The organism is Acinetobacter colistiniresistens (genome assembly GCF_024582815.1).
Lineage (GTDB): Bacteria > Pseudomonadota > Gammaproteobacteria > Pseudomonadales > Moraxellaceae > Acinetobacter.
Genome location: NZ_CP102099.1, coordinates 244,520 through 266,797, shown reverse-complemented (window position 1 = coordinate 266,797; position 22,278 = coordinate 244,520). Strand labels below are relative to the sequence as shown.

At 43.7% G+C, this 22,278-nt stretch carries 17 protein-coding genes and 2 tRNA genes; 9 read left to right on the top strand and 10 right to left on the bottom strand.

Annotation, left to right across the window (positions count from 1 at the left end):
- Nucleotides 1–85: 85 nt before the first annotated feature.
- On the top strand, nt 86–1,240 hold the full coding sequence (gene hemW / locus NQU59_RS01270; protein ID WP_005239961.1) for a radical SAM family heme chaperone HemW: 1,155 nt from the start codon (nt 86–88) through the stop codon (nt 1,238–1,240).
- A gap of 125 nt (nt 1,241–1,365) precedes the next feature.
- Here hemW and NQU59_RS01265 read toward each other — a convergent pair.
- From NQU59_RS01265 to NQU59_RS01250, 4 genes are all read right to left on the bottom strand, one after another.
- Nucleotides 1,366–1,441: transfer RNA gene (locus NQU59_RS01265), tRNA-Lys, on the bottom strand.
- Nucleotides 1,442–1,557: 116 nt separating this feature from the next.
- A tRNA-Lys gene (locus tag NQU59_RS01260) sits at nt 1,558–1,633 on the bottom strand.
- A gap of 174 nt (nt 1,634–1,807) precedes the next feature.
- Nucleotides 1,808–3,649, bottom strand: a complete 1,842-nt coding sequence (locus NQU59_RS01255) for a long-chain-acyl-CoA synthetase (RefSeq protein WP_096911380.1) — start codon at nt 3,647–3,649, stop codon at nt 1,808–1,810.
- A 190-nt stretch (nt 3,650–3,839) separates the two neighbouring features.
- On the bottom strand, nt 3,840–7,199 hold the full coding sequence (locus NQU59_RS01250) for an Rne/Rng family ribonuclease (protein WP_257064637.1): 3,360 nt from the start codon (nt 7,197–7,199) through the stop codon (nt 3,840–3,842).
- A gap of 789 nt (nt 7,200–7,988) precedes the next feature.
- Here NQU59_RS01250 and NQU59_RS01245 point away from each other — a divergent pair.
- The 4 genes from NQU59_RS01245 (at nt 7,989) to NQU59_RS01230 (ending at nt 11,026) form a co-directional block, all read left to right on the top strand.
- Nucleotides 7,989–8,921, top strand: coding sequence for an RluA family pseudouridine synthase (locus NQU59_RS01245; protein ID WP_005239955.1), 933 nt, complete (start codon nt 7,989–7,991; stop codon nt 8,919–8,921).
- A complete protein-coding gene (locus NQU59_RS01240) occupies nt 8,918–9,592 on the top strand; it encodes an HAD-IA family hydrolase (RefSeq protein ID WP_257064635.1) in 675 nt (224 codons plus the stop codon). The genes NQU59_RS01245 and NQU59_RS01240 overlap by 4 nt, the downstream gene beginning before the upstream one ends.
- A gap of 75 nt (nt 9,593–9,667) precedes the next feature.
- Entirely contained in the window at nt 9,668–10,366 is a 699-nt protein-coding gene (locus NQU59_RS01235) for a helix-turn-helix transcriptional regulator (protein WP_257064634.1), read from the top strand.
- A gap of 51 nt (nt 10,367–10,417) precedes the next feature.
- Entirely contained in the window at nt 10,418–11,026 is a 609-nt protein-coding gene (locus NQU59_RS01230; RefSeq protein ID WP_005239948.1) for a glutathione S-transferase family protein, read from the top strand.
- A gap of 40 nt (nt 11,027–11,066) precedes the next feature.
- On the opposite strand, the gene NQU59_RS01225 is transcribed toward NQU59_RS01230, so the two are convergent.
- Nucleotides 11,067–11,987, bottom strand: coding sequence for a LysR substrate-binding domain-containing protein (locus NQU59_RS01225; protein WP_257064633.1), 921 nt, complete (start codon nt 11,985–11,987; stop codon nt 11,067–11,069).
- 389 nt (nt 11,988–12,376) lie between these two features.
- Here NQU59_RS01225 and NQU59_RS01220 point away from each other — a divergent pair, with 389 nt between their 5' ends.
- On the top strand, nt 12,377–13,429 hold the full coding sequence (locus NQU59_RS01220; protein ID WP_096911377.1) for an MBL fold metallo-hydrolase: 1,053 nt from the start codon (nt 12,377–12,379) through the stop codon (nt 13,427–13,429).
- On the opposite strand, the gene NQU59_RS01215 is transcribed toward NQU59_RS01220, so the two are convergent.
- The 3 genes from NQU59_RS01215 to NQU59_RS01205 form a co-directional block, all read right to left on the bottom strand.
- Nucleotides 13,416–13,823 (bottom strand): DoxX-like family protein, encoded by a 408-nt coding sequence (locus tag NQU59_RS01215; RefSeq protein ID WP_005239941.1) that lies wholly within the window; start codon nt 13,821–13,823, stop codon nt 13,416–13,418. The two genes, NQU59_RS01220 and NQU59_RS01215, sit on opposite strands and share 14 nt — an antisense overlap.
- Nucleotides 13,820–14,260: a thiol-disulfide oxidoreductase DCC family protein gene (locus tag NQU59_RS01210; RefSeq protein ID WP_005239939.1), complete on the bottom strand. Its 441-nt coding sequence runs from the start codon at nt 14,258–14,260 to the stop codon at nt 13,820–13,822. The genes NQU59_RS01215 and NQU59_RS01210 overlap by 4 nt, the downstream gene beginning before the upstream one ends.
- Nucleotides 14,261–14,352: 92 nt before the next feature.
- Complete coding sequence (locus tag NQU59_RS01205) at nt 14,353–15,873, bottom strand: catalase (protein ID WP_257064632.1); 1,521 nt, start codon at nt 15,871–15,873, stop codon at nt 14,353–14,355.
- 607 nt (nt 15,874–16,480) lie between these two features.
- Here NQU59_RS01205 and NQU59_RS01200 point away from each other — a divergent pair.
- On the top strand, nt 16,481–16,930 hold the full coding sequence (locus NQU59_RS01200) for a hypothetical protein (protein WP_005239935.1): 450 nt from the start codon (nt 16,481–16,483) through the stop codon (nt 16,928–16,930).
- Between the two features lie 72 nt (nt 16,931–17,002).
- Here the strand turns inward: NQU59_RS01200 and ptsP are convergent, their stop codons facing one another.
- The gene (gene ptsP / locus NQU59_RS01195) at nt 17,003–19,297 is read right to left on the bottom strand and encodes a phosphoenolpyruvate--protein phosphotransferase (RefSeq protein WP_005239933.1); all 2,295 of its coding nucleotides are present in this window, start codon (nt 19,295–19,297) and stop codon (nt 17,003–17,005) included.
- 93 nt (nt 19,298–19,390) lie between these two features.
- Nucleotides 19,391–19,867, bottom strand: coding sequence for an RNA pyrophosphohydrolase (locus NQU59_RS01190; RefSeq protein ID WP_004656060.1), 477 nt, complete (start codon nt 19,865–19,867; stop codon nt 19,391–19,393).
- A gap of 184 nt (nt 19,868–20,051) precedes the next feature.
- On the opposite strand from NQU59_RS01190, the gene NQU59_RS01185 reads away from it, so the two are divergent.
- Entirely contained in the window at nt 20,052–20,702 is a 651-nt protein-coding gene (locus NQU59_RS01185; protein ID WP_005239932.1) for an HAD family hydrolase, read from the top strand.
- A gap of 137 nt (nt 20,703–20,839) precedes the next feature.
- Nucleotides 20,840–22,270 carry a DUF2252 domain-containing protein gene (locus NQU59_RS01180; protein WP_257064629.1) on the top strand — a complete coding sequence of 477 codons (1,431 nt, stop codon included), beginning with the start codon at nt 20,840–20,842 and terminating at the stop codon, nt 22,268–22,270.
- Nucleotides 22,271–22,278 lie beyond the last annotated feature (8 nt).

Here is a 22,278-nt window from a genome sequence, read left to right as displayed (position 1 = left end):
GATAAGCCGTATGCAATATTGAAGCTGCAACCGTGCCGAGTCGAGTCATGTTAAAATGATTAAGTTCTTTCATTGAGCTTGTATCTTGAGTCTGTTAAATCCTGCAAATATCCCACTGTCCTTGTATATCCACATGCCATGGTGCGTACGTAAATGTCCTTATTGTGACTTCAATTCGCACGCTGTTCCCGATGGACAATTGTCGATAGATCTGGAGCAGCAATATTTGGCTGCGTTGGTGGCTGACTTTGAGACGCAGATTGAAATGGCACAAGGTCGAGCCATTCATAGTGTATTTATTGGTGGGGGGACGCCGTCACTGATTTCTGCGCAAGGTTATCAATGGCTGTTTGATCAACTTAAAGCTCGTTTAGACTTTGAAACCGATTGTGAAATTACCTTGGAAGCCAATCCGGGTACGGTGGAACATGATCCATTTGCCGATTATCTAGCGGTGGGCATTAATCGTTTATCGCTGGGGGTACAAAGTTTTGATCCTGAACATTTACAGCGACTCGGTCGTATCCACTCAGCCAATAATGCACTGGATGCCATTCAACAGGCGCGTCAGGCTGGCTTTGAGCGCGTAAATGTCGATCTCATGCATGGCTTGCCCCAACAGACAGAACAACAGGCGTTAACGGATCTTAGATTGGCTGTGGAGCAGGGTGCAACGCATATTAGCTGGTATCAACTTACCATTGAGCCGAATACCGTTTTTTTCCGTACTCAACCTGTATTGCCACAAGATGAAATTTTGGAGCATATTCAGGCGCAAGGTGAGACCTATTTAAAAGCCAATGGTTATGTGAATTATGAAGTTTCAGCGTGGCGTAAGGAAAAGCCATCAGCACATAATGTAAATTATTGGGAATTTGGAGATTATTTGGCGATTGGTGCAGGTGCTCATGGCAAAGTTACCCGACCAGATGGCGTTTATCGTTTTCAGAAAACCCGCTTGCCGAAGGATTATTTAGCCAAAGTGCCTGCGGAACATGTGCAAATGAAGCGTATCGAGACAGATGAATTGCCCTTTGAATTTATGATGAATGCATTGCGCTTAAATCAAGGCGTTGCTGCTGAACTTTATACCCAGCGTACCGGATTGGATTTGAGTGAGTTGGAAGCACGGCTTAAACCATTACGCCAGAAAAAATTATTGCTTGCTGATCCGAGTCGGATCGCCTGTACCGAGCAGGGGCATATCTTTTTAAATTCGGTTTTAGAAGAATTTCTATAATTAAACTATCGTGATGCTTGCAGCATGGATGCTTCAGGCGATTGAAATGCTATAGTCATTTTTCTGAAAGAAATTAAGTAGACAATAAAAAAGCCTCATCAACTAAGATGAGGCTTTTTAGAATTTGGTGGGTCGTCCGCGATTCGAACGCGGGACCAACGGATTAAAAGTCCGCTGCTCTACCAGCTGAGCTAACGACCCTGAAAGAATTTTAGAGTAACACTCTAAAATTATTGCAAGACAAGCAAAGCGCGTAGTCTTACAAATCTTGATAACTTTCGGTTATCAATCCTTTTCAGGAAGATCAAAACATAAGATGGTGGGTCGTCCGCGATTCGAACGCGGGACCAACGGATTAAAAGTCCGCTGCTCTACCAGCTGAGCTAACGACCCATAAGCAAGTGTTTAAACATGCTACGCAACAGAAACTAATTGGTTCTAAATGCGTCTTCGTTTTGATGTTGCGTATTCTAGCAACTTATTCAGCTAACACAAGAGGAAATTTAAAAACATCTGCATGATTGTTTATAAAAAGCACGATTTCCTCTTGTTTAGCTAAAAAATAAACTAAAAACGGTACTGATAGCTTTGAATATTGTCAAATATCTCAGCATTTACATCAGAATAGCGATTTGCACCTGGTAATAAAACCAGCAAACGTTCAGAAGTTTTGTCTGGATTAAACGAATCTTCTTTCAGTTTATTTTTCTGATATTTAAATGTACCTGTGGTTTCGACTTTTTCTTGAACACGTAGGAACACTGGAATTGCGTAAGAGGGCAAGCATTTCTTGAATACGTTGACCATTTCGCTTAAATCCGCATCATTGAGTTCTGCACCGTCGACCAAGGTAATCGCGGCCATACCAGCACGGCCATTGGTATTTGGAATTTCAACACCGTAGACCACGGCTTCAGCGATTTTTTCATATTCGCAGACCATGTTTTCAACTTCGGTGGTCGAAACGTTTTCACCTTTCCAGCGGAAGGTATCACCTAAGCGATCCACAAACTGGGCATGACGGAAACCGATGTCGCGAACCAAGTCACCAGTGTTGAAGTATGAGTCACCTTGAGTAAAGACATCTTTCAAGATCACAGATTTGTTCTTCTCAGGGTCGGTATAGCCATCAAATGGAGAGCGGCTGGTGATTTTACCAATAAGTAAGCCGACTTCACCGGTTTTCACTTTCTTGCAATAGCCTTTCTTGTCACGGACTGGCTCATTCTTTTCTTTATCAAATTCAACGATGGCATACGGGGTTGGAGAGAAGCCAACCGTATTGTCAAAGTTGAAGATATTGCTAAAGCCTACATTTCCTTCACTTGAAGCATACAGTTCGAGTACTTCTTCGACACCAAAGCGTTCTTTGAACTTGCTCCAAATATTTGGACGCATGCCATTACCAATCATTTTGGTGACACGATGGGCACGATCTTGTTCAGTTGCTGGTGCATCGATTAAGTAACGGCAGAGCTCACCTACATAACCAATCGCAGAAGCATTAAACTTCTGTACGTCTTTCCAGAACGCACTGGTTGAATATTTACGACGTACCGCCAAGGTTGAACTGCCGGCAATGACACCACACCAGCACACCACCACACCAGTTGCGTGATAGAGCGGTAGGGTCACGTACATCACATCATCTTTACCTAAGTTCAGGATATGGCCATAGGTGCCATAAGCAAGTGTCCAGCGACTGTGGGTAAAAATCACGGCTTTTGGCAAACCCGTGGTGCCTGAGGTGTAGATATAGAACAAGCCATCTTTACCGGTTACGGTACGTGTGGTCGATGGATTAAATTTCGGAAACTGGTCAATTTGTAGCGCTAGATTGACGTAGCCTTCTGGTGCTGTACCTGCATTTTTACGGGTTTCCTGATCGGCAAACCAGTGAAAACGATCTTGGGCAACTTTTAAATCTTGACGTGCTTCATCAATGGCGGCACGCACTTCTTCACCGGCAATCACAGCAATCGGATTGACCAAGTTTATGCTATGTGCGAGAACTTTACCCACCTGAGAAGTATTGACGAGGGCAATGGTTACCCCGATTTTTGCTAAAGCAACAATGCTGGCGATCAGTTCAGGACGGTTTTCAACCATCACCGCAATCACATCACCTTTTTTCGCACCGAGTGACAAATAGTAATGTGCAATCTGGTTTGCCCATTCATTTAGCGCCTGGTAACTGTAACTTTGATCTTCAAATAACAGTGCGATGCCTTGAGGGTTGCGCTTGACTGCTTTTTCAAAGGCAATCCCTAGACCTGCGGGAGAAGATGGCGTTCGTAAATATGCCTGTTTAAGACCATTAAGGATATGAGGTACTTTAGTGATGAAGTTTGGAAGTCGAGTAGCGACATCACCAAGGGTAATAATATCGGTCTGCGTAGTCTGGCTCATATCAATCCTGTTTATTTTTCGATCAATCCAAAAATGGCTATCCGTAAGAACACAACCATTCACACCATTGTCGTTGATGCTGTTTTGTAATGGTAAGTCCCTAGAGCAATCAACCTAATTTGACAAAATAACAAAAAAGCCTAGTCACCGAAATGACTAGGCTTAGCCTTATTGAGTGCAATTTAGCAAATTACTCATTGCTGGCTGTTGCTTTTTTCGGTGGACGGCCACGCGGACGGCGAGGGCGGCTCGATTTCTCTTTTTCCGCTTTCGCTGCTTCATCTTCCGAATCTGCCTCGGTTGCAACAGATTCTGCTTTTTCTACAGCTTGATCTGTTTCAACGGCTTCAGCTGCTGCTTCGACAACAGGCTCAACTTCAGCAAGCACAGCAGGTTCAACCGTTTCAACTGGCGGTACTTCTGCTGGAGCAGCATCTGTATTGGCCAGTTCCAATGGCTGTTGTTCTGGTGCTACAGCGATAGTTTCTTCTGCAACGACAGCTTCGACTTTCTTCACTTCTTCTTTCGGTTCTGTGCTTTCAGCCGCCGCTGGAGCAGCAGTCGAGGCAATGTGAGCTTCTTTTGCTTGTTCAGCTGCAAGTTTTGCCAAGCGACGACGTTCACGTGGGTCATTGGCAACACGAATGCTTGCTGCTTCAGGCGGTGTTAATGCTAACACAGGCGCTGGTTCAGCCTCTTCGGTTACTTTTTTGCTTGGAAGTTCAGCATCACGTGTTACAGGACGCTTTTCTTCTGCAACCGTTGTTTCTACAGCGAGAGTGCTTGCATATTGCTCAGCAAACTTTTGTAGGGCACGGTTAAACGTCGTGATTAAACCAAACTGCTCAATCAAGATGGTACAGTCTTCACCATAGACATGACGAATCAAGCTACCTAGTGTGTATTGACCCAACGCTGGAATTTGCGATGGTGCAACTTTTGGTGCAGCGGCTTTCTGAGATGCTTGAGCACCACGTTGACGACGACGCGAACGCGGATCATTGCTGGCACGTTTTACGGGTGCTTGAACCGCGTCTTCTGCGACCGCAGCTGGTGCTTCTTTCGCAACGACAGGTTCTGCATGTGCAACAGGTTTTGTTTCAGCTTTTTCAACAACAGCAGGGGCAACCTCAGCCTTTGCTTTAGGTGTAGTAGCTTGTTGTGGATTCAGTGCAACAATCTCACTTTGACCTTGGTCAATGTTCACGATTAATGCCGTGTTCATCGGTTCTGCACGAGGTGCATCCACCACATCCACTTTGACTTGTTGTGGATTCGCTGGTGCTTCAGTGGTAGCAGGAGCTTCGTTTAACACGCTTTGATCGCGATGACGATTTGGGCGATTTGGACGTTGTTGATTACGATCACGACGTGGCAATGGCGCATTCTCATTGCCTTGAGCTGCATCATGATGCTGTTGCTGGTTTTGAGGCTCTTGCGACTGATGACGTTTTTGTTGACGTTTCAGTTCACGTTGCTCTTGGCGCTGTTCCTGACGTGACAACTGAACCACTTCTTCATGCACTTGGTTTTGTTGTTCATGTGCATGTGCATGTGCATGTGCGTGTTGTTCACGTTGCTCTTTGTGCTTACGCTTCTTCTGGTTTTGATTCGGACGATGTGGTTTTTCGTCTTTCTCAAACTGCTCACGCGTTTCCTGTTTCACAGGATTCTGTGAAATATAGGCATTGTTTGCCGCTGGTGCAGCAGTTTCAGGAACAACAGGTACGTTCACCTGACCAAACTGGCCACGGCTCACTGCGCCATTATTAACCATTTGCTCAATTGCAGCTGCCGCATTCTGTGCCGAACGAGATTGATCTGTGGTTTGCGCTTGCTTTTGAACAAACAGGTTTTCTAACCATGCACAAGGACTTGCTGACTTTTGCGCAACAGCCTGTTGAGCTTGTTTTGCTGGTGCTGCCGCATTTTGTGCCGCTTTCTTCTGTGGTGCAGCAGCTTGGTTTTGCGCAGCAGGTGCATGGTGATGCTCTGCATCTTCCAAATGCCAGTCTGAAGATTCATAACCCAATTCTTTTTCGCTAGAGCGGGTAGCTTCAGTACGTTCATAACTTGAAGGTGCAAAACCATCTGGATTGAACTGGATTTGGTAGTGTGGTGTTTCAAGGTGCGGATGCGGTAAGACCGTCACACGAACATTTGAAGTCTGCTCCAAGTACACTAGGCTGTGACGCTTTTCATTCAATAAGAATGCTGCGATTTCAACAGGCACTTCAACTTGAACTTCACCTTGGCGTTCACGTAAAGCAATTTCTTCAACCTTACGCATGATTGAAAGTGACAACGAACGTAAGTCACGCACCATACCCGTACCATGACAGCGTGGGCAAACGTAACCAGTCGCTTCTTCTAAAGAAGGACGTAAACGTTGACGGCTCATTTCCATCAAACCAAAACGTGATAATTGGCCGAACTGAATACGTGCGCGATCGCTTTGTGTCGCTTCACGTAATTTCGCTTCAACCATACGTTGGTTACGGTCTTTGGTCATGTCGATAAAATCGATCACCACCAAACCGCCGATATCACGTAAACGCAGTTGACGCGCGATTTCTTCGGCTGCTTCTAAGTTGGTGTTTAACGCAGTTTCTTCAACATCGTGACCACGGGTTGATTTCGCTGAGTTAATATCGATTGAAACCAAAGCTTCGGTTTGGTCGATCACGATTGAACCACCAGATGGAAGTTTAACTTCACGTTCATAAGCGGTCTGGATTTGGCTTTCAATCCCAAAGTGAGCAAATAGAGGCTCATTCAAGGTATAGGTTTTTAACTTGTCCAGTTGACGCGGCATCACGGCTTTTACGAAATTGTACGCTTCGTTATAGGCTTGTTCGCTATCAATCAGGATTTCAGCCACATCATCACGTAAATAATCACGGATCGCACGTGTCACTACACCTGCTTCTTGATGTACCAACATTGGCGATGGGCCAGAGCTTGCTGAACCTTGGATTTGTGCCCAAAGGTCAAGTAAGTGTTGCAAGTCGAGTTGTAGTTCTTCTTGAGTACGGCCAATCCCTGCGGTACGAACGATCACGCTCATGCCACGCGGTACATTTAAAGAGGCTAAAATTTCTTTCAGTTCTTCACGTACTGAACCTGAAATCTGACGGCTGATACCGCCACCTTTCGGATTATTTGGCATGAGAACCAAGTAACGACCAGCAAGTGAAATGAAAGTAGAAAGCGCAGCGCCTTTGTTGCCACGTTCTTCTTTTTCAACTTGAACCAGTAATTCAGTACCTTCAGTAATGAGTTCACGGATGTTTGAAGTTTGACGAGGGTCAGCTTTGAAGTACGAGTTTGCAATTTCTCGCATTGATAAAAAGCCTTGACGCTGTGCGCCGTACTCAACGAAAACCGCCTCTAGAGATGGCTCAACGCGAGTGACATGACCTTTATAAATATTTGATTTTTTTTGTTCGCGTGTACGATTTTCTAAATCAAAATCGTAAAGACGATTACCAGTGATAAGTGCAACGCGAACTTCTTCGGCGTGGGTTGCATTAATCAACATACGTTTCATGGGTGTGACACCTAATAGTGATGCACACAAACAATCAGCCCAATATTGTTGAGCAAACATCAAATTGGCGCGATCAAGACTCAGAAGCAACTTTGTGTAGGAAGTTCTAAGACCACTGGCTGTAAATATCCAGCTGGGGTTTTGATTCGGTTATTTCGATGTCAGCAATATTGCTTCAATCTTGAATCTGTTGATATTTCATGGCATGTCTTACATCTGTGAAATATCACTAGATCCGACATAATCAAAGTTTCCTGTACGCTTCACTGGCGGGTGAGCGGTGCATTGGATGGTGACTTTCACTGTCATTAAGCATTGAAGTCGATCCATCTGGAAGTCTTGATACGGAATGATCATCGTATCTCTGCTTGGCAGTTCCAATGCATCAACGCTTTAGCCTGAATGCGACATCAGGGAGCAAATTGTCTGATGTGGATCAGTTTACGTTTAATAACCAGCAAATTGCTGGCGACATATTTTTTCTGAACAAACTGTATGTGCTGATGCACAATTAAACGCAACAGTTTGCCATTTTGCCGATATAATAAGCCTTCGGCGTCGGCATAATTCTTTAGGACCTATCCGAGTTGTGGGTGAATATCTCATCGATTTAAAATTTTATCTAAATAAAATTTCTGATTTGATGCTCACTTACGGCGGTATCCGTGCGCTGAATATATCAAACCTTGCAGCATCTGCCTATGGGCTAAGTTTAGGTTTCTTGTGAAATAACTTAGCTAAATGATCATTTTTTAATCATATTTAGCAAATCTTGGATAAATCGAGCGTATGAATTCTACACAACAATGGCAAAGTGTCACTTGGTTTGACGTGGATGAGCATCAAGACGGGCAGCGAATAGACAATTTTTTATTCACCCGATTAAAAGGTGTACCGAAGAGTCGAATCTATCGTTTGATTCGTGAAGGACAAGTACGCGTAAACAAAAAAAGAATAAAAGCAGAAACCCGTTTGAATATTGGTGACCAGATTCGGGTGGCCCCAATCCGCTATGAACAAAAGGATGAAACGGCTGCACCCGTGAGCGATGATGTGGCGCAAAGTTTACTGAGCCGTGTGGTGTATGAGGATGAAGGTTTACTGGTGGTCAATAAGCCATCAGGCATTGCCGTGCATGGGGGAAGTGGTGTGGCCTATGGTCTGATTGAGGCCCTACGTGCAGCCACAGGCAAAAAGTATCTAGAGTTGATCCATCGTATTGACCGTGATACTTCGGGTCTGGTGATGATCAGTAAAAAGCGTAGTACCTTAAAACTGTTACAGGACTTACTGCGTGAACATAAAATTCAAAAGACCTATGCCGCAATTGTGAAAGGACAGGTCAGTTTAGACCGGCAGATGATTGATGCGCCTTTACTGCGTTATGAATTGGCCAATGGCGAACGTCGTGTGCGTGTAACCAAAGAAGGCAAGCCAAGTAAAACCGACTGGAAAGTCGTTGAACGTTTTAAATCAGCAACTTTGATCCATGCATCACCACTCTCGGGACGTACTCACCAGATTCGTGTGCATGGTCTCAGTATTGGTCATCCTCTGGTTGGAGATGATAAATACGGTCATAACACGGCCTATACAGGTCCGGAAGCACGTCGTTTGTGCTTACATGCCATGCGTTTGGATATCCCCAATTATCCAAGTATTGAAGCGCCAATGCCTGAGGATATGCAGCAGGTGATTGAACAGTTGAGAAAACAGAAATGAGTCCAAATATCGAGTTGGTGATTTTTGATTGGGACGGCACTTTATTCGATTCGGTTGGGCAAATTGTGGCAAGTTTGCAATATGCGGCGCGACAGTTTGAACAACCGCTGACCGATGAGGCGGCCAAAAGTATCATCGGTTTGGGTTTGCCTGAAGTCATGCAAATTCTGTTTCCACAAGTTCCAGATTTACACCAAGATATATTGCAGTGTTATGCCGATCACTATGTGGCAAACTCGAAAAGTGATGTCTGGTTTGACGGTGTGGCCGAGTTATTGGCTGATTTAAAGCAACAAGGTTTAAAACTCGCAGTTGCCACAGGCAAAAGTCGTAAAGGTTTAGATCGTGTGCTCGTGCAAACCAATAGTCTTGCGCTGTTTGATATTACCCGAGCGGCCAGTGAAACCAAATCCAAGCCTGATCCCTTGATGTTGCAGGAGATTTTGACTGAACTGGATGTGGCAGCTGATCGTGCGATTATGGTGGGTGATACCAGTTATGACATGGAAATGGCGCAAAACCTGAAGATGCCACGGATCGGGGTCAGTTATGGGGTGCATAGTATTGAGACTTTGCAGCAATATCAGCCCTTAACTGTCGCGCATACGGTTCAAGATCTGCATGTGTATTTGCAGCGTGTGCTCAATGTGGCGGCTTTAACTGAAAGTTAAGCGCTTCAAATCAGATGAAAGGACAAGGAGGGGGAGGTCTACTTTCCCTTTCTACATAATAACAATAGGGACCGTATGAGTCGTTCAATCCGTTTACTTCATTTATTACAGCTGCTCCGCGAATACCGTTATCCCGTGACTGCGCAGGTCTTGGCAGAACGTTTGCAAATTAGTCAGCGTAGTGTCTATCGTGATATCGAAAGCCTACGTGAACAGGGGGTTGGGATTGATGCGGCAGCGGGTTTGGGTTTTCAGCTCAAACAAGATTTTTTGTTACCGCCAATGACACTGAATGAAACTGAAATTGAAGCGATTTATTTGGCTTTAAACTGGCTGAATGACATTCCTGATCTGGCATTGAAGTCGGCTTCAACGTCGGTATTGGCCAAACTGAATGCCGTTTTGCCTCAACATTGTCAGCATTTACTGCAACAAACCACTTTAAGATCCATCAATGTCTGGTTACCCGTGAATGAAACCTTGGTGGAGCAAGTCAGGTTGGCGATTCGTCAGCAAGTCAAAATCGTTGTCGATTATGCGGATGAGCAGCAACGAATTAGTTCCCGTACCTTATGGCCTTTCGCACTGGGCTATTTTAATGATCGGATTGTGTTGGCAGCATGGTGTGAATTACGCCAAGGGTTTCGTCATTTTAGGATCGATCGTATACAGCAATTAACCTTGAGCCAAGAACTCTATCCACAATTCAAACAACATCTTTTTCAACAATGGTGGACACAGGAGGTGTGCCGTTCGACTACTGACAAAAACTGACAAACAACACGATTAAATTGAAATAAGACCAACAAACAAGGAAATATCAAAATGGCTCTTCAACTTTATACCAATAATTTTTCGCGTGGCGTCGTGGTTGACTGGTTGCTCATTGAGTTGGGCATTGAATGTGAACGTATTGAAGTTGCTTTCCAAACCGAAATGAAAGCTCCAGAATATCTAAAAATTAATCCCTTTGGCAAAGTGCCCGTACTGGTGGATGGTGATATTGTTGTATATGAGTTAGATGCAATTTGTGCGTATTTGGCCGATAAATTTGCCGAAAAAGGTTTGGCACCAGCACTGGATGACCCTAAACGTGGGATATATTATCGCTGGTTGTTCTTTATCTCTGGCCCGTGGGAAGCAGCATCGACCAATAAAAAGTTGGGTGTTGAAGTGGCAGCAGATCAGAAAGTATCGGTGGGATATGGCGATTATCAAGATGCCTATAATGCCTTGCTGCAAGGATTAAGTGAGGTTGATCCCTATTTATGTGGTCAGCAATTTACGGCCGCCGATGTCACGGTTGCTGCTATGTTATTTTGGCAATTGAAAATGGGTGACGTTCAATCTCATCCTGCGATTGAACATTATCTAAATAATGTTAAACAGCGTCCAAGCTACCAAAAATTTGCTGCATTCTTTAGCAATGTCTAAGTCCGTGTAGCGCTAAAAAGCCGACTGAACTCGGCTTTTTTTATTTTAAAACAGTCCGTTTACGTGTGGATGGGCTGTCTAATGCAAAGATACGGCTGATTTCGGTCAGTAATTGCTTTATTGCGAGACTCGGTTCATGTCTTTGATAGCTCATATAGACCTCCAGATATGGAAGTGCATGACTTAAATGACCAATAACAACGTGCTCGGTGGCTAAGGCTTGGATATAGGCAGGCAAAATGGCACAGTGTCGACCTGATTGTACCATTTGAATCGCTTCAGCGATGGTTGCGGCTTCATCTATACATTGAAAATGAATCTGTTGCTGCTTAATGTACTGGGTAATGCTTTGCGCCAAAGCGGGGGAAAGCTTAGCGGTCAAAATCGTGAGGGGGAGGTTGTGCAGTTGCGCGAGGTCAATGTTTACACATTGGGCCAAAGGGTGCTGTTTGGGAAGCAGGAACAGCAACGGTTCTTTAAAAACCAATTGGCTTGCAAAAGTCTCATTTTCGAATTTTTGATTAATAAAAATAATATCCAAATCACCTTTTTTGAGTTTGCTGATCTGATCCCGTTCTTTCAGGTTGAGCGTTCGAATCTGCAGTTTCGGCAATTTGAACCTCAAGCGTGGTAATAGATAAGGGAAAATACGAATTTCTGCCGAGGGAACAAAACCAATGCTTAAACATTGAGCTTTAGCAGCAGCAACTTGGCGCGCCATGACGATGGCTTTCTCTGCTTGAATCAGGGTTAAACGGGCCTGTTCCAGAAAAACTTGCCCCTCATCGGTAAGTTCAACTTTTCGTTTGGTCCGGTGCAACAGTTGTACACCAACATCATTTTCGAGATCTTTAATTTGTTGACTAAGTGAGGGCTGTGCTGTGTGTAGTTTCAGTGCTGCTTTACTAAAACTCAGTTCTTCAGCAACGGTAATGAAATAGCGTAAATGACGTAATTCCATAAGACGGGTCCAGAAGTGTCTTATTGTTCTTTTGGTTATGCTGAATAGAACATCATGCGATGGGCGCATTATGGCTAAGATGATCTTATACACAATATGCTTTTTTATAAAATATTAAAATAGATAGAGCATTCATTTTTAAATTTGAACCGAATTGTCATCAAGCCTTATTAGTTCGGTAAAATTGTGTTGACTCTGTGGGAGAAAATCAGCATAACTAATAAGCTTATGTTAGGATCAGAGACCAGTTACAGGAATCTGGAATGAGGCGATAATAGTAGAAAAATCATCATGATTTTAAAGACTCGCGCATCAAAATATCTCTAGGATTTAAACGCGAAATAACCTTAGCAACCTCATGCGATACGATTCCAGCAAAGAAGAAATACATGAAAGATAAGCCGACATTAACCTACCAATTGCCGACACAATCTTGCTTGAGCCATACTTGGGCAAAACCTCCTTTTCCGCATGAGGCTTCTGATCACTGTGGGATTGATCGTTTTTATAATCTGGAAAAACCTTTAACCCCATTTGATCGTAAAGGCTTATTAAAATGGTTAGCGACACGTCAGTCTTCTACCTGGAAGATAGATCATAACCATGAGTCCAACCTGCGTAATCAAATGCTGGAGTTGCCACAAAACCGTCCACATGCGGATCTCAATGATTGGCAGATTTGGTTTGTTGGGCATGCAACTGTTCTGATTCAAATTGGCCCCTATAATTTCCTGACCGATCCCGTCTGGTGTGAATATGTCAGCCCGAAACAGGGCAATGGCCCGCGCCGTGTTTGCCCCGCAGGGATTGCGCTTGAACATCTGCCAACGATTCATGGTGTATTGCTGAGCCATAATCATTATGATCATATGGATTTGGCGACTTTAGACTGGCTACATCAAAAATTCGAAATGCCAATTTATACGGGGCTGGGCAATGCGTATTACATGCCGAAGCATTTACATGTGATCGAAATGGATTGGTGGCAGGAAATCCCGTTTCATGATGAATTAAAGATTGCCTATACACCTGCACAGCATACTTCTGGGCGAGGTGTACGAGATCAGAATCGCGCCTTGTGGGGGGGATTTTCTTTACTTGCCAAAACAGGACATTGTTTCTTTGCAGGGGATACCGGGTATTCAGGACACTTTAAGCACATTCATGAACGTTATGGCGATGCTAGAATGGCTTTATTGCCGATCGGGGCTTATGAGCCAAGGTTGCTGATGCGTTATGTGCATATGAATCCGCAGGATGCATTTCACGCTCATCTGGATTTGCATGCCCATCGTTCACTGGCAATTCATTACCGTACCTTTCAGTTGACCGATGAAGATCGGGATGCCCCCGAGCATGAACTGCAGCAGGCCATGAAATCTTCCTCCAAACTGGTGAGTCCTTTTTACTGTATCCGTGAAGGACACTTTATTCGGGCTTAGCATGTTGTAGTGCTTGAATACAGTGAAGTGAAATCACCGAAAGACTTGCCAACGCAATATTCATGACAACAGGATTGAACGCCTGATAAATCTTGTCTGGATAAATCAGTAAAACCAAAATAAGTAAGCCAATTAGGCTGATGATACTGAGCAAGTGCAAATATTTATGCTGGATCCAGAAAAAAAGACTACCAACAATGATTTCGGCGAGACCTGAAAGTGAAATCATCCATGCCATATAAGATGGCGCGATATTGAGTTGTTGCCAAAGATATTGTTCATCTGGCACCTGAAAAATTAACTTCGGCATTAATCCCTGATAAATCCAAAGGCTGCCAATCACCCACTGACAAAACGTTAAGATCTGTTGAATAGTCTGTTTTTCGCTATTCATGCGACAACCTCATCCAAGAGAAAATGTTGCTGAATATCTGGAGTCACCACATAACATTGTTTAGTTTTACCAAAAAGGCGATAACGATTTAATGCGACACATCGATAAGCAAAATCTCGGATGGTTTTAGGCACAAGACGGGCATGTCTCAAACTGGAATACGGAAAATCGAGGCGCTGAATGATACGGAGAAAAGCAGTTGATTCGGTATAGCATTGACCATTTTCCAATAAAACCATCGTTTCAAAGTGATCAGTAGGAAGATGGCAATAGGCAAGGAGCTGTTGTCCTAAACTGGATTGTACCGATACCAATTTGAATTGGTAGTGTTGATCATGCCTGATCATAAAATCTGCCCAAGCTGAACAGAGTACGCACACTGCATCGAACAGGATGATGTTATGGCTTAGAATCAGTTGCTGTAATGGTTTTTGCATGGTTATTTTTCTAATAAGAGATTAAATAAATTGTCACCCAACGGCATTAAAAAAGCCATCCGAGGATGGCTTTTGATTTCAATATTTAAGACTTACAAAAAGCTAGGCAAATGACGGGCTGGATCGGTTTCCCGAGCAGCTTGTGCATCTGAAACCGTAAGACCGAGTGCTTTTGCAACACCTTCTCCATAAGCAGGGTGGCAAGCATAGCAGTTACGGATATGACGATACTTGATGAAGTCCAAAGCATCACCCATGGCGCGTGCAGTATTGCCAAATAACGCATCTTGTTGTTCAGGGGTCATCAACTCGAACAGGGCACGTGGCTGGCTAAAGTAATCGTTGTCATCTTCCCGATAATCCCAGAAATCTGCATCGCCATTGATTTTCAATGGAGGCTCTTTGTATTGAGGCTGCTCTTGCCATTGGCCAAAGCTGTTAGGTTCATAATGTGGTAAGCCGCCATAGTTGGCATCGATACGACCTTGACCATCTCGGTGGTTGCTATGCACAGGACAGCGTGCAGCATTAACAGGGATTTGTTGATAATTCACACCCAGACGATAGCGTTGTGCATCGGAGTAGTTAAACAGACGCGCCTGTAGCATACGGTCTGGTGAAGCACTGATGCCGGGTACCAGATTACTTGGTGCGAAAGCAGATTGCTCAACATCAAGGAAGAAGTTTTCAGGATTGCGGTTTAACTCAAATTCACCAACTTCGATCAATGGATAGTCACCATGTGGCCAAACTTTGGTTAAATCAAATGGGTGATATGGAACTTTCTCTGCATCCTGCTCTGGCATGACCTGTACATAAAGCGTCCATTTTGGGTAATCCTTACGCTCAATTGCATCGAATAAATCACGTTGATGGCTTTCGCGATCTTGACCAACCAATTCGCCTGCTTCAGCATCAGTCAGATTTTGAATGCCTTGCTGAGTTCTGAAGTGGAATTTGACCCAGAAACGCTCATTGGCTGCATTGATGAAACTATAGGTATGACTACTGAAGCCGTGCATGTGGCGGTAGCTCGAAGGGATGCCGCGGTCTGACATCACGATCGTGACTTGGTGTAATGCTTCTGGTAGCAAAGTCCAAAAATCCCAGTTATTGGTTGCGCTACGCATATTGGTTTTTGGATCGCGTTTTACCGCTTTGTTTAAATCGGGGAATTTACGCGGATCACGCAAGAAGAATACCGGGGTGTTATTTCCCACCATATCCCAGTTCCCTTCCTCAGTATAGAATTTTAAAGCAAAACCACGGATATCACGTTCCGCATCTGCTGCTCCACGTTCACCAGCAACCGTGGTAAAACGTGCAAACATTTCTGTTTTTTTGCCGATCTCACTAAAGATTTTAGCGCGGGTATATTGAGTAATATCATGAGTGACCGTGAACGTGCCAAATGCACCTGAACCTTTGGCGTGCATGCGACGCTCTGGAATGACCTCACGGACAAAATTAGCAAGTTTTTCGTTTAGCCATAAATCCTGGGCTAATAAGGGCCCTCTTGCGCCAGCTGTCATACTGTTTTGGTTATCCACGACAGGGGCTCCAAAATCAGTAGTTAAGTGGCTATAAGGACATTTTTTATCGTCTTGGCTCATGTTCTATCTCCGTCAAGATGACCTGTGAGCTAGGTCACCTTAATTGTTTGACCGTTCAAAGATATGAATGTTTAACTGGCTCATATGTAAATTGGGTATCGAAATTTCAGATGCCTAAGTTGCGATTTACAATGATTGAGTTCACATCCTTTGTATTTTTACTCTAGGTTGATGAAAGCTTTTTTTCCAATGGATTAAAGTTGATGTCATAAATGCTTTATTCGATTGAAGCTGACTAAATCTTAAACATGAGTTGGGTGTTTGTGGATATGAAAATTGTTAAGAAAAGATAAAAGATAATGAAAAATAAAGACTTAGTGTATTGCTTAGACCTGAAGAGGCGATTGAATTCGGTAAAATAAAAACAATGCTTTTCTTGAAGGATGTCTATTTTACATGTTGGAGTTATGTAAAAAGACCCGTAGAGCTAATTCTAATGGTTTTTCTGTGTGGTGAATGGCGGTGGGCGCTGTGGCCAAATAGATGCAATTATTTGTAGTTAAATTATTTTTCAAAAAATAATACTCAGTAGCAGATATGTAAGTCATCAGAATTTCAGCATTTGTTATGCTATTTTGGGTATATCTTTAGAGAAGAGATTAAAACAATGAAAAAGTTAGCTTTGGGCTTCGGGTTATCCTTAACAGTTCTCGCAGGTTGTACATCGATGTCTCATAACGATCACAGCAAAGTACATGCTTCACAAACATTGAATGTTGAGTTTATTGGACCAAGTACACATCAGGTGGCACAACAGCAGGGTACTGTGAGTTTATACGCCGTAGAAAAACGGATGGCGGATGTCCCGGCGACCTTGATCGAGAAAAAGAAAGTACAAGTGTCGCAAGTGCCATTTTCAGTGGAATTTACCCTTCCAGCAGATCACCGTCAGCGCATTCAGCCCCCTGTACGTGATGATGCTGAAATTAGCTATTATGTGACCTGGGAATCGGATGCTAAAAACTTGACGGGTAAAGATGCGATTGTGATTGATTATGATCGTAAATTCCCGAGCGTTACGCCAGGTCGCAGCAAACAGCAGATCTATTTAAAATAATAAATCAGCCCCATACAAAAAGAGCGATTATTAAAAAATAATCGCTCTTTTTGTATTTGAAAGCTTGATGTTTTATGCACTCACCAAACGGTTGGATTTGACCATATCTGCTAGACCGTGCGTTTTGAAATAATGTTCCAGCCAGCTTTTAATCACCAGCGGGTTATTCATCTGTAGCACATCATCCAATAGTTTTTTGGCGTCGCTCATTGGAACATGACAAATCGCCTTGCGGACTCGGAGAATGTTGCTCGAACTCATGGAAAGAGTATTAAAGCCCATGGCCATCAGCAAGATTGCTGATAACGGATCACCTGCCATTTCACCACAGACACTGACGGGTTTCTGATGAATGTGGCAGTCTTCTACTAAGCGTTTTAACGCACGTAAAATGGATGGATGGAAATGCGAATAGACGTTGGCCACATGCGGGTTATTACGATCCACTGCCAGTAAATACTGGGTTAAATCGTTAGAGCCGACCGAGAAAAAATCAACCAATTCAGCAAACTCATCGATCTGTAACAGCACACTAGGCACTTCGACCATGATGCCGATTTTCGGTTTGGTGATTTTAACCTGTTCTTCTTCCTGTACTGCAATCCAGTCACGTTCCAGCAGATACAGCACTTCTTCAACTTCACTGACGCTGGTGACCATCGGCAATAAGATATGCAAATTATTCAGGCCAATACTGGCTTTGAGCATGGCGCGAATTTGTGCAGAGAAAATTTCAGGATGATCCAGCGTGAAGCGTAAACCACGCCAACCCAAGGCCGAGTTTTCTTCTTCGATACTGAAATAAGGCAAATCTTTATCCGCACCAATATCCAGAGTGCGCATAATCACAGGTTTGTTGGCAAAATGGCTGAGCTGTTGACGGTAAATGGCACGTTGTTCTTCTTCACCAGGAAAGCGTTCACGTAGCATAAAAGGAATTTCACTACGATAGAGTCCCACACCTTTGGCACCACGTTGTACACCACGCACCACATCAATCATCAAACCTGTATTGACGAATAGCGGAATGGATACGCCATCTGGGGTAATCGCATCTTTGGTTTCGTATTGCTTTAAATCTTTGGCGATTTGCTCTTCTTCTTTTTGCACTTCTTTATAACGTTGGCGTAAACGGCGTGGTGGATTGACAAAGACACGGCCCTGATAGGCATCCACAATCATCTCGATATCATCCAGTGTTGTGATGGGTAATTCAGTGACCCCCACCACCGTTGGAATCCCCAGCGCACGCGCGACAATGACCATATGCGAGTTGGCTGCGCCTTCAGAAGTGACAATCGCAGCAATATTATCCACGGGCAATTCAACCAAGGCCGCAGTACTGATTTCCTCACCAATTAAAATACTGTCTGGGCTCAGTTCACGGTGACTGGTATCGTTTTCTTGCAAGCAAGCCAAAATTCGGCGACCAAGGTCTTTGAGATCAGAGACACGTTCACGCAGATAATCGTCTTCCATTTGTGCAAACAGGACCACATGCTTGTCGATCACTTTGCGTACGGCACCCTGAGCCCAACTGCCGGCACGAATATGATCTTTAATTTCACTTGGCAGGGCATTCTCATCTAGCATACGCAGGAAGACACTGAATAAAGCGCGTTCTTCCGACATCAGCGAGTCTTGCATTTTTTCATCTAAAGACTGAATCTCCAAACGAACAGCAGCAATCGCCTGATCAAGTAAATCTAATTCTTCACTGATGTCTTCTGCTTCGCGATCTGGAATGACAGTCAGATCAGCAGGTGGATAGAGCACAATAGCACGGCCTAAAGCAATCCCACCTGCACCTGAAACACCTTGGAATGTTTTATAAGTTGAACCAGTCGTTGGTTTACGGAAAACATCGATATTACCCACTGCATGGGCATGGGCAATCACACCTGAAAGCTGCGCACAGAGTGTGACCAAAAAGGATTCAGCCGCCTCACTAAAATCTTGAGGTTCTTTGTTCTGTACCACGAGCACGCCCATGACCTTACGGCGATACATCACAGGAACGCCAAGGAATGAGTTAAATAACTCTTCGCCTGTTTCAGGCAGATAGGCAAAGCGTTCGTGTTTAGGCGCGTTGTCTAGGTTAACAATTTCTTCGCGTTGTCCTACCAGACCAACGAGACCCTCGCCGACATTTAAAGCGACATTACCAACCGCTTCTGGTTTTAAACCTTTGGACGCCATCAGTACATAACGGCGATTCCGTTCGTCCAGCAGGTAAATAGAACAAACATCCACATGCATGGCATCGGCCACATGATTGACCATAATGTCCAATGATTCATGCAAACTGACGGACGCATTAATTTCTTGCACAATGCGTCTAAGGGTGTCGAGCTGCATGTTTGACATGGATGTTTACTCCAATTTATTGAATCGTTATAGACCTAGTTATAACAGCTCTCTTGTTAAAAATCATTGCTTAAAATGATGATTTTTCAACAATTAACGCTGAGGTAATTGTAAACATAATTCCATCATGGCTTTACGGTAAACATCACGTTTGAAGTTGACCACTTGACCCAATGGGTACCAGTAACTTACCCATTGCCATTCATCGAATTCGGGTGGGTCTGACAGGTTTAACTGAATATGATGGGGCGATGCCGTTAACTTCAGTAAAAACCATTTTTGCTTTTGTCCAATACATACCGGATCTGAATCTGACCGAATGTACCGATGCGGCAAACGATAACGCAGCCAACCTTTTGTTTGCGCTATAATCTGGACGTGTTCGGGCAATAAACCGACTTCTTCTCTCAGTTCACGAAAAAGTGCCTGTTCAGGGGTTTCTCCAAATTGGATTCCTCCTTGTGGAAATTGCCAAGCATTGTGACCAATGCGCTTTGCCCATAAAACTTGTCCGTCATCGTTTGCCAAAATGATCCCGACGTTGGGTCGGAAACCTTCTGAGTCGATCATTTGGCTACCTAAATTTTATCTATATCGTTGACTTTGATCTCGGGGACAGTCACTCTTCTTGTCCAACTCGAAAAAGGTCAAAGTAAAATGTTTAAAAATTGCTATGATCTTAACGAATTTCTATCGACTAGCGGAGATAGATTTACATTTTTTTTCTTAATTTTCAGTTTAAACGAGAAATTCTATGCAATTGGCTTTGTTTGATTTAGATCACACGCTGTTAAATACCGATTCTGACCATTCATGGGGAGAGTTTTTGGTCAATGAAGCTTTGGTTGATCCAGTCCATCATCGTCAAATGAACGACAAGTTTTATGAAGATTATAAAGCTGGGCAGCTTGACCCGATTGCCTATAATGAATTTGTATTTGAATTTCTCACCCAGCACGATAATGCTTATTTAACTGAGTTACATCAGTTGTTTATGCAGAAGGTGATTCGGCCACAAATGCGCCCCAAAGGTTTCGATGCGATTAAAAAGCATCAGGCTCTTGGCCATGCGATTGTGGGCATTACCGCCACCAGTGATTTTATTACTGCACCAATTTTCCGTGAATTTGGCATTACCGAGATTATTGCTACCAATGCGGAAGTGCAGGATGGGCAATATACTGGAAAGGTAGCAGGTATTCCTTGCTATCAAAAGGGCAAGCTCGCACGTTTGGATCAATGGCTGGCTGGACGAACGGTGAACGAGTCATGGGCTTACTCGGATTCAATCAATGATCGCTTCCTGCTTGAATATGCGACGCATGCGATCGCAGTCAATCCGGATGACCGTCTGGAAAAACTGGCACAAGCGCAGGCTTGGGAGATTCAGGACTGGTCAATATAAGCTGAGGCATGGATGCCAAATATTACCTGAGTAACGGGAATATTTGGCTATTTATCAACAACAATAAAAAATATTGAATGACCTATTATATTTTAGAAAAATATAGAAAATATTAACGAATAGATTGAGAGCGTGATATGTCAGAACAACGCATTAAATTACCAAAACAACTCTGGACTGAACAGAGCATCGATTTAACCAGACATCGTTATCAAGGTAAATTACTGACCAAGAGTGACGGCTTGGCCTTAGGCAAAGCACAACGTAAAAAAATTCCGCGAGAGCAACTGGCACAACTGTCGCAACGCCCCAAAGCAATCACGGCACTGACTATTTATGAATGGAGTAATCAGGGACGTTTGGAGAAACTTAAACCGATTCGTGCCAAACGGATGAGTGTCTCGCCCTTTACTTTTTATCGGGGAATGCCTGCACTCATGCTATTCGATCAGGCATGGGAACCCTCTAATTCTGGCTTATTCCAGCAAATTTGTGGTGACTGCCATTTAAGTAATTTTGGTGGTTTTGCCAGCCCAGAGCGTAATCTGTTATTCGGTATTAATGATTTTGATGAAACTTTGGTTGCACCATTTGAATGGGATTTAAAACGTCTGGTGACCAGTCTGGTGATTGCAGCGAAAGAGATTGGTTTGCAGGAAAGTTCAGGCTTGAAAGCCATTCAGAATATGATCAGCGCCTATATCTCGCATCTGGATCAACAAATTGCCTTATCTCCTGTGCAAATCTGGTATGAACGCATTGATGCGACGACCTTATTAGAAAAAACGGAAAATCAAAAAGTCCGTAAAAAACTAGAAAAGAAAGTAAATAGTGCACCTTCTCGTGATAGTTCCTCGGTATTACCGAAATTGACCCAGCAAGAGGGTGAATCTGGATTCCGGCATTTTATTGATGATGAACCCTTATTGTGGCATCCCAAAGCGGATGAACCATTTGGTCAGCATGCAGATGCTTTTTTTCAGTTATATCGTGATTCGCTAAAATACGATCGACAAGTGCTGTTTGATCGTTACCAACGGACGGATGTCGCACTCAAGGTGGTGGGTGTAGGCAGTGTTGGGACACGTGCAGCGATTGCACTATTTGAAGATGCAGATCGAGATCCGCTGATTTTGCAAATGAAGGAATCGATACCTTCGATTTTGAGTCCGCTTTTTCCAGAGCCTGTTGTGCATGAAGGTGAGCGGGTTGTACGGGGGCAGCAACTGATGCAGGCGGCAAGTGATATCTTCTTAGGTTTTTCAACAGAAGGACAGCAGCATTATCTGGTGCGTCAACTACGAGATATGAAGATTTCGATTGATCTTTCTGGGATGGATGAAGCATTTTTCTATGAATATGCCGATAGCTGCGGTCTTGCGCTGGCTCATGCCCATGCCAAAGCAGGTAACGTCGATGTATTGAAGGGCTATTTGGGGGAAGGGAATACCATTACCCAGATCTTGCAGGATTATGCAACTCAGTCTGCTGAGCGTAATTTAAGTGATTATCAGCAGTTTATGAATGCAATTGCAGATGCCAAGATTCAGCTTGCTCAAGATCTTTAAATGTCGCT

Bases quoted from the DNA above. Each gene is read 5' to 3' on its own strand.
- NQU59_RS01205 (WP_257064632.1), bottom strand. From the start codon at position 15,873: ATGAGCCAAGACGATAAAAAATGTCCTTATAGCCACTTAACTACTGAT.
- NQU59_RS01240 (WP_257064635.1), top strand. From the start codon at position 8,918: ATGAGTCCAAATATCGAGTTGGTGATTTTTGATTGGGACGGCACTTTA.
- NQU59_RS01210 (WP_005239939.1), bottom strand. From the start codon at position 14,260: ATGCAAAAACCATTACAGCAACTGATTCTAAGCCATAACATCATCCTG.
- NQU59_RS01220 (WP_096911377.1), top strand. From the start codon at position 12,377: ATGAAAGATAAGCCGACATTAACCTACCAATTGCCGACACAATCTTGC.
- NQU59_RS01225 (WP_257064633.1), bottom strand. From the start codon at position 11,987: ATGGAATTACGTCATTTACGCTATTTCATTACCGTTGCTGAAGAACTG.
- NQU59_RS01185 (WP_005239932.1), top strand. From the start codon at position 20,052: ATGCAATTGGCTTTGTTTGATTTAGATCACACGCTGTTAAATACCGAT.
- NQU59_RS01235 (WP_257064634.1), top strand. From the start codon at position 9,668: ATGAGTCGTTCAATCCGTTTACTTCATTTATTACAGCTGCTCCGCGAA.
- NQU59_RS01245 (WP_005239955.1), top strand. From the start codon at position 7,989: ATGAATTCTACACAACAATGGCAAAGTGTCACTTGGTTTGACGTGGAT.
- NQU59_RS01190 (WP_004656060.1), bottom strand. From the start codon at position 19,867: ATGATCGACTCAGAAGGTTTCCGACCCAACGTCGGGATCATTTTGGCA.
- NQU59_RS01215 (WP_005239941.1), bottom strand. From the start codon at position 13,823: ATGAATAGCGAAAAACAGACTATTCAACAGATCTTAACGTTTTGTCAG.
- NQU59_RS01230 (WP_005239948.1), top strand. From the start codon at position 10,418: ATGGCTCTTCAACTTTATACCAATAATTTTTCGCGTGGCGTCGTGGTT.
- NQU59_RS01255 (WP_096911380.1), bottom strand. From the start codon at position 3,649: ATGAGCCAGACTACGCAGACCGATATTATTACCCTTGGTGATGTCGCT.
- NQU59_RS01200 (WP_005239935.1), top strand. From the start codon at position 16,481: ATGAAAAAGTTAGCTTTGGGCTTCGGGTTATCCTTAACAGTTCTCGCA.
- ptsP (WP_005239933.1), bottom strand. From the start codon at position 19,297: ATGTCAAACATGCAGCTCGACACCCTTAGACGCATTGTGCAAGAAATT.
- NQU59_RS01250 (WP_257064637.1), bottom strand. From the start codon at position 7,199: ATGAAACGTATGTTGATTAATGCAACCCACGCCGAAGAAGTTCGCGTT.
- NQU59_RS01180 (WP_257064629.1), top strand. From the start codon at position 20,840: ATGTCAGAACAACGCATTAAATTACCAAAACAACTCTGGACTGAACAG.